The sequence below is a fragment of the Streptosporangium sp. NPDC000095 genome (assembly GCF_042899335.1).
Taxonomy (GTDB): domain Bacteria; phylum Actinomycetota; class Actinomycetes; order Streptosporangiales; family Streptosporangiaceae; genus Streptosporangium.
The window spans coordinates 75,919-87,660 of sequence record NZ_JBIAZS010000010.1 but is presented as its reverse complement, the minus strand read 5'-3'; the positions used below and the strand labels follow the sequence as shown (position 1 = coordinate 87,660).

Below are 11,742 nucleotides of genomic sequence, written 5' to 3'. Positions count from 1 at the left end.
CCCCGGTCGTCCCGCGCGGCCACCTTCCGTGGTGTCCTGTGTCGCGGCCCGGGACCACCCGAGGGGGGTGGAGGGCGGCCCCGGGACGGGCCCGCCGGAAGGGTGCCGCCCGTGGCGGGCCCGGGGGTGCGCCTACCCAGAGATCGCCCCAGTATCAGGATTTTTCATAAGTTGATACTTGAGGGAAAAATGCTCTTTTTGTCCATATTTAAGGTTCGTGGGCGAGAACCCCGCACGTCCCCGCCGCATGGCGGGAGTCGTACACCCGCGCGAGCCCGACCCGCCGTTTAGTCTATGCAGCGGCGGGCCTCGCCTGATGGGGGCCGATGGGGGCGGGGATGCGAGTGGTGATTCCGGCACGGGACGACATCCCGTACGTCGCGCGGGTGGCGCTGCTGTTCGTGCTCGCGCTCTCCACGGTGATCGTCCACATCAACCAGGCCCCTCCCCTGCGACCCGCGGTCGAACTCCTGGCGGACCTGCGGGCGGGCGAGGTGACGAAGATCGTCTACGACGGCAACTGGCCCGCCTACGGCACGCTGACCTGGTCGCACGGGCCGCTCTCCTGGAGTCAGGCCCGTTTCGACCAGCCGGACGACGTCTGGGATCCCCAGACCACCCGCCTCGTCCCCGAGGCCCTGGAACGCCGCCAGGAGGCTTTCATGGCCCAGGTGCGCGCCATCGCCGATCCCTCGGTGGAGATCGTGCGCACCGACGGCTTCAGGGCACTGGCGGGCTCGCCCGCCTACGGACGGTGGTGGGAGCCGTTCGCCCCGGTGGCGGTGGCGGCGGAGATCCTGGCCTGGCTGCTCATGCTGGCCCGGCCGAACCCCCGCTACGCCAGCCGCTGGGCGTGGTTCTGGATGTTTCTCACCGGCGGCTCGCTGCTCTACGTCCTGCTGGAGCCGAGACCCCTGTGGCGGGCTCCGTACGAGGCGCTGCCCGCGCCGGCCAGGATCGACGGGACACGCGGGTTCGTGATCGCGGTGGCGCTCCTTTTCGGCCTGTCGATGGTGAACGCGTGATCGTAAAGTGGGCGCGCTCCTGTTCCTGCTGCTCGAACCCCGCCCGCTCTGGTTCGCGGCCGGGCGACGTCTCGCGCCGCGCGAGCGGCTGGGCGGCGGCCGGGGCTTCCTGCTGGCGATCGGAGTCGGTCTGCTCTCCCTCGGCCTGGTGTCGGCCTTCGGCTGTCTGCTGACCCTCGTCGGAAACTAGGCGCGGAGGTCGGCGGACTCGCCGGACGGGGAGGACACGGCGGACTCGGTGGATTCGCCGGACGGGGAGGACGCAGCGGGCTCGGCGGACTCTGCGGAGTCGCCGGGCGAGGAGGGCTCGTCGGAGGAGTCGCCGGGCGCGGAGGACCTTCCTGAAGGCCCCGGGGACACCGGGGACACCGGGGACACTGAGGGCGCTGAGGGCGCTGCGGACCTGGAGGGTGCGTTCGGCCCGGGTTCTCCGTCTCCGGGTTCTCCGTCTCCAGGCTCGCCCGGCCCGGGTTCGCCGGGTGTCGTCGCGGCCGCCTTGAGGTCGGCGGCCTCCCTGCGGATCAGCAGGGCCCAGCCGCCGATCGCGACCCCGATGAACAACCACCACTGCACGCCGTAGGCCAGGTTGAGGCCGCCCCCCTCGCCGACGTCCGGCGCGGGGACGGGCGCGGGAGCGACGGCGGCCGCGGGCGACTGCTCGATCAGGTCGACGTAGCCGCCGAGGAGCCGGTACGGCAGGCCGCGTCCGATCGCCTCGGTGTTGATCAGCAGGACCTGCCCCGCGGGCAGGCCCGTCCGGTCGCGGATGCCGGAGGTCTCCTCGGTCTCGGTGGGACGTAGCCTGCCGGTGACAGTCACCTCACCCGAGGAGGGCGCGGGGACCTCGGGGAGGGCGTCGGCGGTGCTGCCCGCCCTGACCCAGCCACGGTTCACCAGCACGCCGGTGCCGTCCGCCGTGACCAGCGGGGTCAGCACGTAGAAGCCGACCGCCTTGTCCTGGACGCGGCGCCGGACCAGGAGCTGGGCGCCGGCGTCGTACGTCCCCTTGGCCAGGACGGTGCGGTATTTGTCCTGCGTGGAGACAGTGCCGCCGGGTGAGGTGAGCTCTTCCACGGCGACGGGGGCGGCGGCGAGGTTGCCGGTGATCTGGTGGCTGCTGGTGGATCTCTCCTCGAAACGCCCGAACTGCCACTGGCCGAGCAGCACGAAAGCGGGGATGACCAGCAGCACCACCACGTGGAGAGCGAGCCATCGGGGAGTCAGCAGGAACCGGTACACGTCATCAAGAGTAGGCACCGGGGGCATCGCCCTGCCCTCCGACTGTCCTCCGAGTGGGCCTCCGGGGATAGCCGGATACGCCTTGGGGCGTAGTAAAGTTCCCGGGACCGCCTGATCCTCGGATGTCAGGAAAGCTCACCGGACACTTCGGGCATCGCATACGGTCGTCTGAGTTTTCCCCTCGGGATGTTCCATCACCTCCGGAGCCCGCCCCTGATGACCGTGCTCATGCCCGCCCCCCCGGCTCCGCTCGTACTCCCCCGCATCGGGGTCCTGCTGCGGCACGCCGTCCCCAGGGTGTTCGAGAGCATGATCCTTCCCGTTCTCGTCTTCTACGTCGCGTTGGTCTTCACCAACGCGAACGGCGCGCTGGCGGTGGCGGCGGCGTGGGTCTACGGCGGCGTCGCCTGGCGACTGGTGAAGGGCGGTGAGGCCCCCGGCACGCTGCTGCTGGCGGCGGGCACGATCACCGTGAGGGTGGCACTGACGCTGGCGACGGGCAATCCCATCGTGTTCTTCCTGCAGCCCTGCCTCGGAGTGTTCTGCGTGAGCATGGGTTTTCTGCTCACCGCGCCGCTGCGGAGGCCGCTGATCCGGCGGGTGGTGGCCGACCTCGTGCCGCTGCCCGACCAGGTGATGGAGCATCCTCGGATGCGCCGCTTCTTCGTGTCGCAGTCGGTGCTGTGGGGCTGCGCGCAACTGCTGAACGGTGCGCTGAGCCTGTGGCTGCTGCTCAGCCAGACCCTGGAGACCTATCTCCTGGTGCGCACCTCCGCGGTCGCGGTGCTGCTCGGCGGTGTGGCGCTGGTCTCGGTGCTCAGCTTCAGGCACTGCCTGCGGAGGCTGGAGACGACGCGGGGGACGTGGCCTGCGGAGGCTTCGGCGCCGGGTCCGGAGACGCGGGGGCTGTAGCGCGAAGGCGCGCTCCGGGACCGGGCACCGGAGTGACCTCTCTCGGGCCGGACACCTCGTGCCCTTCCGCGCACCGGAAGTGCTGTTCGACCAGGGCGCCGCAGTCGCGGTGGGTGATGCGCAGCGGCGGTCCCGCGGCGTCGCTGAGATACCGGTCGCCCCACCACATCAGGGCCATCAAAGTCGGATAGAGGTCGAGCCCCATCTGGGTCAGCCGGTATTCGTCGCGCTGCCGCTGGCCGGGCTCGCGGTAGGGGACCTTGCGCAGCAGCCCTTCCTCCACCAGCCGGGTCAGCCGGGCGCTGAGCACCTGCCTGGGCGCTCCCGTGGCGGCCTGCATGTCGGCGAAGCGCCGAACGCCGCCGAACGCCTCACGCAGCACCAGGAACGTCCACTTCTCGCCGACGACGCCCAGGGCACGTTCGATGGAGCAGTTGTCCATCCGCAGGGGCAGGTCGCCGGGAGTCGCCGCATTCATGTGCGAATCGTAAGTCGCCATCGCACCACCTCCAACGTGGGTCTAAGTCTAGTTGACATACTCAGGTGTGCTGCGAGAGTCTGAGTTCATGATGCGAACTCAGCTGGTGCCGGCGGGTGGCGTACCGGGGTCCGCCGGCATCCCGGTCGTGTGCGGGAACGTCACCCAGGGGGCCGAGGGCATCCTCGCCGCATCCGGGCACGTCACATGGGAGGCCGGAGCGGGCACGGCCGCATCCGGGGACGTGTCCGGAAGTGTCGGGGCGGCCTCGGGGGACGTCGCGGCGCTGTCGGAGGCCGCCGTGGAGATCCGGCCCGCGCGGCCGGGCGACGAGGAGGGGATCCGCCGCTTCCTCGGAGGGCTGTCGCCGCGCACGCGGGCGCTGAGGTTCTTCGCCGGGATGAGCCGCCCGAGTGCGAGCTTCGTCAGGACGCTGCTCGCGGTGGACGAGCGGCGCGACGCCCTGCTCGCCGTGCGGGGGAACGTGCTCGTCGGGCACGCGATGAGTTGTCGGGGCGAGGAGGTCGACGTCGAGATCGCCGTGGTGGTGAGCGACGAGTGGCAGGGGATGGGGATCGGCTCCCGGCTCATCCGGACCCTGATGCGCCGCGCGGAGGCGAGGGGTGCCGTGACGGTGGGGATGGACGTGCTCGGGGACAACCGCGAGGTCCTGTCCATGGTCCGCGGGATGTGGCCGGAGGCGACCATGCGTGCCTCCTCCGGCATGGTCGAGGTGACCGCACAGGTTCTCCGTTGAACGCCACCCCTGGCCGGTCCTCGCGCGGGTCGTCCCGGGGTTCGCCGAACGGGTTCGGCGCCGAACTCTTACGGCCGATTCCCATGTGAGCGGGGTGTTCGGGCTCGACGGTGACGGCGGCGCCGAACTCTTACGGCCGATTCCCGTGCCGGCCCCACCGGGATTCGCCGGACGGAGGCCCCTGGTCGGGAGGTATGGGAGCACGGGTGGCCGGGCGCCGGGACGACGACGCGGCCCCGAGGGCGGGCGGTATGATCGACATGGTCCAAGCCGGTTTCCGGGCAGTTTGCGGAACAAGGTTCTGTTGCCTCACCATGGATCCGTGAAGACCGCCAAGAACGGACGCGACGGCCGCACCAGGATCGTCGAGGGGGCTCTCCGCCGATTCAGCCAGGACGGTGTCTCGGCCACCACCCTGGCGAGCCTCCGCGAGGAGAGCGGCGTCAGCGTCGGCAGTTTCTACCACCACTTCGCCAGCAAGGAACACGTCTTCGGCGTCCTGTACGCGGAGACCCTGCACATGTACCAGGAGGCGTTCCTCGCCGAACTCCAGCGTCACGAGAGCGCTCGGGGAGGCATCGAGGCCATCGTCGCCATGCACATGTCCTGGAGCGGCGAGCACCGCGAGCGGGCGCACCTGCTCATCAGCGAGCGGCCGCCCAGGCGCGACGAGCCGGGCGGCACCGAGGTGTCGGAGTCGCGCAGGGCGTTCTTCAGGAAGGTCTCCGAGTGGTGGCGTCCGCACATGAAGGACGGCCTGCTCCAGCCCGTTCACCCGACGATGTGCTACGTGCTCTGGCTGGGGCCGGCCACCGAGATGTGCCGCCTGTGGTTCGCCGGCGCGCACCAGCCCACCCCCGACGAGATCAGCGGCCTCTGTGACGCGGCCTGGCAGAGCCTGAGGCAGCGAAACCCCTGAGGTCGTGGCGCCGCCGATACTCCGGCCCGGATCACGGGGGCTTTTCCGGGCCGGAGCGGTATCAGCGCGCCCCCACCAGTTGACGCGTCCGCGTCGACACCCGCCAGACGTCCTCGTCCAGTGAGATGTCCAGCCGAAGGTCCTGACGTCGGCGCCGCAGGCCGGGCACCAGCACCCGGTCGGACACGTCGAACCCGCCACGCCGGGCGTAGCCGAACCCCAGCTCTCCGGGAAAGACCCGTAACTCATCCCGATTGCCGCACCGCGGGCAGGTCCATGCGACCAGGTCCTTGCCACGGTGGTAGTCGTGGCAGGCGCGGAAGTATTCGTCGGGGTGGAAACGGGTCTCGCAGGCGAAGCAGGGGATCAACATCAAGGATCCTTTGAAGCGTGTGGTGCGGCTACCAAGAAGTACCGCTTATCGCTTGAAGTCCGCTTGCAGAACGCTTACCTCGGTGGGTAACAGTCTCATCACCGGGAGCGTTCGGGCGTGCCCGATGCGAGGATTGCCCCGTGAACGATCTGCCTGGCCGGCTCAGAGGGCTTCTGCTCGACACCGGCTACACCATCGACGGCGTCCGCGAGCGTCTCGGCGGCGTCGCCGCCACCGCGCTCTCCCGCGAGGAGACGGTGCCCGCCCTGCGCGCCACCGCGGAAGGTGACCCGCTCGCCACCCTGATCCGGCTGTGGTGGCTCGGCGTCCCCGTGGAGGCGAGACGGGTGCCGACGGCCCTGCCCGTGGAGGAACTGGCCGTCGCGGGCCTGGTGACCGTCGAGGGCGACCGGGTCACCTCTGCGGTCCACCTGCAGCCCTGGGACACCGCCGCCGACGCCCCCGGCGGCTACGTCGTCTCCGACCGCAAGGTGAGGCCGGGAGACCCGGCCCTGAGCCCGTACCACGTCGTCGGCGCGGGCGGCGCCTCGGCGAACCTCGCCCAGCTCGCCTCCCGCCGTCCCGTCGGGCGTGCCCTGGACCTGGGGACCGGGTGCGGGGTGCAGGTCCTCCACCTAGCCGGCAGGGCGGAGGAGATCACGGCCACCGATGTCAACCCGCGCGCGCTGGAGCTGGCCCGTCTCAGCTGGGCGCTGTCCGGGATCGTCGACGTCGACGTCCGGCTGGGCTCCCTGTTCGACCCCGTCGAGGGGGACCACTTCGACCTGGTCGTCTCCAACCCGCCGTTCGTGATCTCCCCTGCCGGCCGGTTCACCTACCGCGAGTCGGGCTTCCACGCCGACGGCTTCTGCCGTGATCTCGTACGGGGCGTGCCTCGTCACCTCGCGCCCGGCGGCACCTGCCACCTGCTGGCGAACTGGCTGCACGTCGACGGGGAGGACTGGCGCGACCGGGTGGGCGGCTGGCTCACCGGGACCGGTTGTGACGGCTGGGTGGTGCAGCGTGACGTCCAGGATCCCGCCGAGTACGTCGAGCTGTGGCTGAGGGACGCCGCGGAGCAGGGCACCCCGCGCTACCGCGAACTCTACGATAACTGGCTCGGCTGGTTCGAGGCCGCGAACGTCACCGGGATCGGCTTCGGCTGGATCACGCTGAACGACTCCGGGAGTCTCGATCCTGTCGTGCGGGTGGAGGAGTACGGGGGGCCGGTGGAACTGCCGGTCGGTGGATATGTGGACGAGGTGCTCGGTGCGATCGCCGCAGCGCACCGGCTGAGTGACGCCGAGTTGCTCGGCTCCAGGCTTGTGGTGGCCGAGGGGGTGCTGGAGGAGAGGATCGGCCCGCCGGGTGCGGAGGACCCGGCGCGGATCGTTCTCAGGCAAAGCGGGGGGCTGCGTCGCAGGGCTGTGGTCGGGACCGTGGAAGCCGCGCTCGCGGGGGTCTGCGACGGTGATTATCCACTGGATCCGCTGCTCGCCGCGATCGCGGAACTGACCGGCGAGGACCACGATGACCTGCGGACAAAGGCCCCCGCGGCTCTTCGCCCGCTGATCGCGGAGGGGTTTTTCCACATATCCACAGGGTGACTGTCCACAGCCTGTGGATATCGTCGCTATCACTTGTCAATCGGATGGCAAACGCCGTGGGCGAAGCTCTGGCCGTGGGGCACGGACCCGGGGGGTGAAGGGTCCGTGCCACGTCCGGCCGACCGTCACAGTGAGGCGGCCGACCCGCGGGCGACGCACCGGATGACCGGGCCCCCTACGCGTCGCCCGGGTCAGACGGCCGGCCGGACCTCCACACCCGCCCCGAAACACGGGGTCCGACTGCGAGGGGAACGCCGGTGATCAACCACGTCTGGATGACGCGTCTCGACGACGACCTGTACGACGGCCTGGGATCAGCTGTCGACCTGGTCGCGCTCCAGCAGAAGACGCAGATCCTCGGCCTCAGGTGCTCCGAGCCTGCCGAACAGGTCGTAGGCGCGTTCGAGGCAGCCCCGGCCGCGCTCGACCTCGCCGAGCCCGTTGAGCGCGGTGCCTAACACCGACAGGGCCTGCGCCTCGCCGTACGGGTGACCGATCTCCCGGCTCACGGTGAGTGCCTGCTCCGCGTGACGGGCCGCGTCGGTGAAACGGCCCGCGTTGATGAACGTCTCGGCGAGCCGGGAGCAGACCCGCTGTTCCCAGACCCGTTGCTTGCTGGCCCTGAAGAAGGCGAGGCACTCGGCGTGGTGGTGGACGGCCTCGTTCAGCCGGCCGACCCGCGACAGGATCATCCCCAGGTGGTAGCGGGCCCTCGCGGTGCCCGCGCTGGAGCCCATCTCGATGAACAGGGCGAGCCCCTGCTCGGCGGCGGCGATCGCCTCCTTCGGCTGCTTCAGGAACAGGTGGTCGCGGGCGGAGTAACTGAGCGTCAGCGCCTCCCCGCCCCGTGCCCCGACCTCTCTGAACGCCTCGCGCGCCGAGTCGAACCAGGCCAGGGCCTCCGCGTGGCGGCGCCGACGCCCGGCCACGACGGCGAGCGCGTTGAGCGTCTCGCCGGTGACGATGCGGTCGCCTCCGGCCGACAGCTCCAGCGCCGTACGGAACTCCTCCTCCGCCTCGGCGAGCCGGTTCGCGCCGAACAGCACCCGCCCGAGCACGTAGCGGCAGCGCAGCTCGCTGGAGACGGCGCCGAGCCGCCGCGCGACGGCCAGCATCTCCCTCGTCCGGCCCTCGAACTCGCGGGCGTGGCTCCCCGACTCCAGCAGCGGCTCCATCGCGAGCAGCAGGTCGGCCCCCGGCAGCAGCTCGTCGGCCTCGTCCGCGCAGGTCACCTGGGCGATCGACGCGAACAGCGACTCCGCCTCCACCGACAGCCAGGCCACCGCCTCGTCGGCGGAGGCGAAGACGTGACCGGTCCCCGTGACTCCCAGCAGGTCGGCCATCGTGCTGCCCTCGTAGGCGAGGCGGTGCGCCGAGCGCGCGGACGCCAGGTAGAAGTCGAGCAGCCGGCGCAGCGCCGCCTCGCTCTCCCCGCCGACGGTCACGCTCACACCGGTTCCGCGCCGCTCGCCCCGCCTCGTCTCGCCCGCGGCGCAGCTCTCCTCGGCCGCGTTCTCGGTCCGTTCCGCGACGCGGCGGGCGAAGAGTTTGAGCAGGTCGTGGAAGCGGTAGCGGCCGGGGGCCGGGGCTTCGAGCAGGCTGGCGTCCACCAGGGACTCAAGGAGGTCCTCGGTGTCCATCGGGTCCAGCGCGAGCAACCCGGCGGCGGCCCCGATCGAGATGTCCGGGCCTCCCGGCAGGGAGAGCAGCCGAAACGCGCGGGCCTGGGCGGGGGTGAGCTGGCCGTACCCGAGGGCGAAGGTCGACTCCACCGCGAGGTTGCCCACGCGCATCTCGTCCAGGCGGCGGCGCTCGTCGGCGAGCCGGGGCACCAGGGAGGCGACCGTCCAGGAGGGTCTGGCCGCGAGGCGCGCCGCCACGATCCGCACCGCGAGCGGCAGGAAGCCGCAGGCGGCGACCACGTCCATGGTGGCGGCGCGCTCGGCCTCCACCCTCTCCACGCCGGCGACGATGCCGAACAGCGCGAGGGCCTCCTCCGGCTCCATGACGTCCAGGTCGATCAGCCTGGCCGAGGCCAGGTCGGCGAGCTTGCCCCGGCTGGTCACGATCGCCGCGCACCCGGCGGAGCCGGGGAGCAACTCGCTCACCTGGTCGGCGTCGCGGGCGTTGTCGAGCAGCACGAGCATCCGCCGGTCGGCGAGGAGCGAGCGGAACAGCGCGGACCGCTCGGCCAGGCCGTCGGGGATGGCGTCGGCGGGCAGTCCGAGCCCGCGCAGGAAGGCCGCGAGCACCGACTCGGGCGCGGTCGGCTCCTCGCCGTATCCGCGCAGGTCGGCGTAGAGCTGACCGTCGGGGAACAGGTCGTGCATCGCGTGGGCGACGTGCACGGCGAGGGCCGTCTTGCCCACGCCGCCGATACCGGAGATGGCCGCCACCGGCACACCCTCGGAGCCGCCACCGGACGACAGCAGCGCGCGGAGCCGCGCGATGATCTGGCGGCGGCCGGTGAAGTCGTTCACGGCGGCAGGCAGCTGCGCCGGTCGCGGCAGCTCCGGGGGCGTCGCCGTCGCCCTCGCGGGCTCCGGATCCGGCTCGGGGGTTTCCTGCGCGGACGGTGCCGTGACCTCGTCGGCTCCGGCGGGGACGGGCCGGGTCGGCGTGAGGGCCGGGTCACCGGTGAGGATGCGCTGGTGCATGCTCGTCAGGTCGGAGCCCGGCTCGATGCCCAGCTCCTCGATCAGCGTGGCGCGGGTGTCGGCGAAGGCCGCGAGCGCCTCCGCGCTGCGCCCGCACCGGTGGTAGGCGAGCATCAGCTGGGCTCGGAGCCGCTCGCGCAGCGGGTGGTCGGCGGTGAGCGCGATCAGCTCGGACAGCACGTCGGCGTGCCTGCCCAGCTCCAGGTCGAGGTCCATCAGGACCTCGAGCACGCTCATCCGGCGCTCGGCGAGCCGTCCGCGCTGGTGCTCGGCGTACGGGCCGACGGCTCCGGCGAGCGGGTCGCCGGTGTACAGCGCCAGACTCGCACGCAGGCTCTCCGCGGCCCGGGCCAGGGCGCCCTCGCGGCGCGCCACCTCGGCCTCCTGGACACCGCGTTCGAAGAGGAGCAGGTCGAAGGAGTTGTCGTTCAGCCGCAGCGCGTAGCCTCTGCCGACGGAGGTGAGCAGCTCGGGACGGGTGCGCGGGGACCTGCCGGGCTCCAGCACCGTGCGCAGCCGGGAGACGTAGGTGCGCAGGGCGCCGAGCGCGCGGGGCGGGGCGTCGTCTCCCCAGATCGCGTCGATCATCTCGGCCGGAGTGATCGCCCGACCCTCCCTGAGCAGGAGCATCGCCAGGATGGAACGTTGCAGTGGGGTGCCCAGATCGAGCTCGGAGCCGTCGCGCCATGCCTGGACAGGACCGAGCACGGCGAACCGCAGTCCGTCTCCGCTGCCCTGAACAGCCATTTCCCGAATCTCCGCCCAAAGGAAAGTTTTATGGCCAAATGATAGATCCTCCGTCGCTTCCCTCGTAGGCGGAGGGTTGGTTGTTCGCCGGGACGTTGATTGCACGTCAATCGGCCGTTGAGCCCTGCGGCGGATGCTTGGCGCTGTCGGGCATGGCCCCATACGGGGGCGGCCGTGCCCGACATGTCAGCGGATTGCAGGCATGGATAAAGGCTCTGTAAGTGCGATGCAGGCATGCGCGCCTATCAATGAGCCATGGCTCCTGAAGAAAGAAAGGAGCCGCACCCCTCAAGGAGAGAACCATCATGCGCCGCTCGATCAGCAAACTTCTCGGTCTCGCCGCCGCCACCGCCGTTGTCGCGATCGGCGTTCCCGCCCTCGCCTCCCCCGCCTCCGCCTCCGCCACTCTCACCGCCTCAAGCGGCTACGACGCGGAGCCCTGGGGCTACTACTACTCCAAGTACTACGACGACTCCCGCGCCAAGGCGAGGGGGAGCGTGTGGGTCGACGGGGCCGACCGCCTCCACGTCCAGGGCAGGCTCTACGACAAGTACTCGCCGAGCCGGCTCTGCGGCTACGCCCAGTTCAAGTTCGAGAACCACGACGGCGACGAGGATTACACCTGGGCGCGCAAGTGCGGCACCAGCGGCTACCAGAACTTCCACTACGTCGCGGACGAGGTCGACAACCTGCAGGTCAGGGTCTGCTACTGGGACAGGCACCAGGCCAAGAAGACGCTGTGCGGTAAGTGGAACTACATCTACGAGGTCGACTCCGACGACGAGGAGTGACCCAGAGGTCTTCGGCGAACCCATCCGGTAGCCCGTACCGGTGGTATCCATATACCAGTGTCCTCCTCCGCCCGCGATCTCCGCTCGACCCGGTGATCATGTGAGCCGCGACTCGCGTACGGCACCGGACGAACACCAGGCCCGCCCGAAAATTCGGGCGGGCCTTTTGTTCCTTTAAATGATCAAAGTGCTATTTGCAGTGTTTTGCTCTGGTTATATAACTATGGCCTTTTCGGT

General features: G+C 70.6%; 11 protein-coding genes. 7 read left to right on the top strand and 4 right to left on the bottom strand.

Translation table 11 applies throughout. The annotated features are described in order from the left end of the window. Positions 1-338 precede the first annotated feature (338 nt). Positions 339-1,025 (top strand): hypothetical protein, encoded by a 687-nt coding sequence (locus ACFY3V_RS22390; protein ID WP_362898273.1) that lies wholly within the window; start codon positions 339-341, stop codon positions 1,023-1,025. Positions 1,026-1,032: 7 nt separating this feature from the next. Beyond that, positions 1,033-1,215 carry a hypothetical protein gene (locus ACFY3V_RS22385; RefSeq protein WP_362898271.1) on the top strand — a complete coding sequence of 61 codons (183 nt, stop codon included), beginning with the start codon at positions 1,033-1,035 and terminating at the stop codon, positions 1,213-1,215. Here ACFY3V_RS22385 and ACFY3V_RS22380 read toward each other — a convergent pair. Next, entirely contained in the window at positions 1,212-2,282 is a 1,071-nt protein-coding gene (locus ACFY3V_RS22380) for an SURF1 family protein (RefSeq protein WP_362898269.1), read from the bottom strand. The genes ACFY3V_RS22385 and ACFY3V_RS22380 overlap by 4 nt on opposite strands. 198 nt (positions 2,283-2,480) lie before the next feature. Here ACFY3V_RS22380 and ACFY3V_RS22375 point away from each other — a divergent pair, with 198 nt between their 5' ends. Then, the gene (locus ACFY3V_RS22375; protein ID WP_362898267.1) at positions 2,481-3,176 is read left to right on the top strand and encodes a VC0807 family protein; all 696 of its coding nucleotides are present in this window, start codon (positions 2,481-2,483) and stop codon (positions 3,174-3,176) included. On the opposite strand, the gene ACFY3V_RS22370 is transcribed toward ACFY3V_RS22375, so the two are convergent. Continuing rightward, positions 3,088-3,654 (bottom strand): helix-turn-helix domain-containing protein, encoded by a 567-nt coding sequence (locus ACFY3V_RS22370; RefSeq protein WP_362898265.1) that lies wholly within the window; start codon positions 3,652-3,654, stop codon positions 3,088-3,090. The two genes, ACFY3V_RS22375 and ACFY3V_RS22370, sit on opposite strands and share 89 nt — an antisense overlap. Positions 3,655-3,742: 88 nt before the next feature. Here ACFY3V_RS22370 and ACFY3V_RS22365 point away from each other — a divergent pair, with 88 nt between their 5' ends. Both ACFY3V_RS22365 and ACFY3V_RS22360 read left to right on the top strand, forming a co-directional pair. Continuing rightward, entirely contained in the window at positions 3,743-4,411 is a 669-nt protein-coding gene (locus ACFY3V_RS22365; protein WP_362898263.1) for a GNAT family N-acetyltransferase, read from the top strand. A 322-nt stretch (positions 4,412-4,733) separates the two neighbouring features. Continuing rightward, positions 4,734-5,330 (top strand): TetR/AcrR family transcriptional regulator, encoded by a 597-nt coding sequence (locus ACFY3V_RS22360; protein ID WP_350941762.1) that lies wholly within the window; start codon positions 4,734-4,736, stop codon positions 5,328-5,330. A 61-nt stretch (positions 5,331-5,391) separates the two neighbouring features. Here ACFY3V_RS22360 and ACFY3V_RS22355 read toward each other — a convergent pair whose 3' ends face one another. Continuing rightward, on the bottom strand, positions 5,392-5,703 hold the full coding sequence (locus tag ACFY3V_RS22355) for a hypothetical protein (protein ID WP_350941761.1): 312 nt from the start codon (positions 5,701-5,703) through the stop codon (positions 5,392-5,394). Between the two features lie 140 nt (positions 5,704-5,843). On the opposite strand from ACFY3V_RS22355, the gene ACFY3V_RS22350 reads away from it, so the two are divergent. Next, positions 5,844-7,310 carry a class I SAM-dependent methyltransferase gene (locus tag ACFY3V_RS22350; RefSeq protein WP_362898260.1) on the top strand — a complete coding sequence of 489 codons (1,467 nt, stop codon included), beginning with the start codon at positions 5,844-5,846 and terminating at the stop codon, positions 7,308-7,310. A 314-nt stretch (positions 7,311-7,624) separates the two neighbouring features. Here the strand turns inward: ACFY3V_RS22350 and ACFY3V_RS22345 are convergent, their stop codons facing one another. Next, positions 7,625-10,714, bottom strand: coding sequence for a BTAD domain-containing putative transcriptional regulator (locus ACFY3V_RS22345; protein ID WP_389775905.1), 3,090 nt, complete (start codon positions 10,712-10,714; stop codon positions 7,625-7,627). 305 nt (positions 10,715-11,019) lie between these two features. On the opposite strand from ACFY3V_RS22345, the gene ACFY3V_RS22340 reads away from it, so the two are divergent. After that, a complete protein-coding gene (locus tag ACFY3V_RS22340; RefSeq protein ID WP_350941758.1) occupies positions 11,020-11,505 on the top strand; it encodes a hypothetical protein in 486 nt (161 codons plus the stop codon). Positions 11,506-11,742 lie beyond the last annotated feature (237 nt).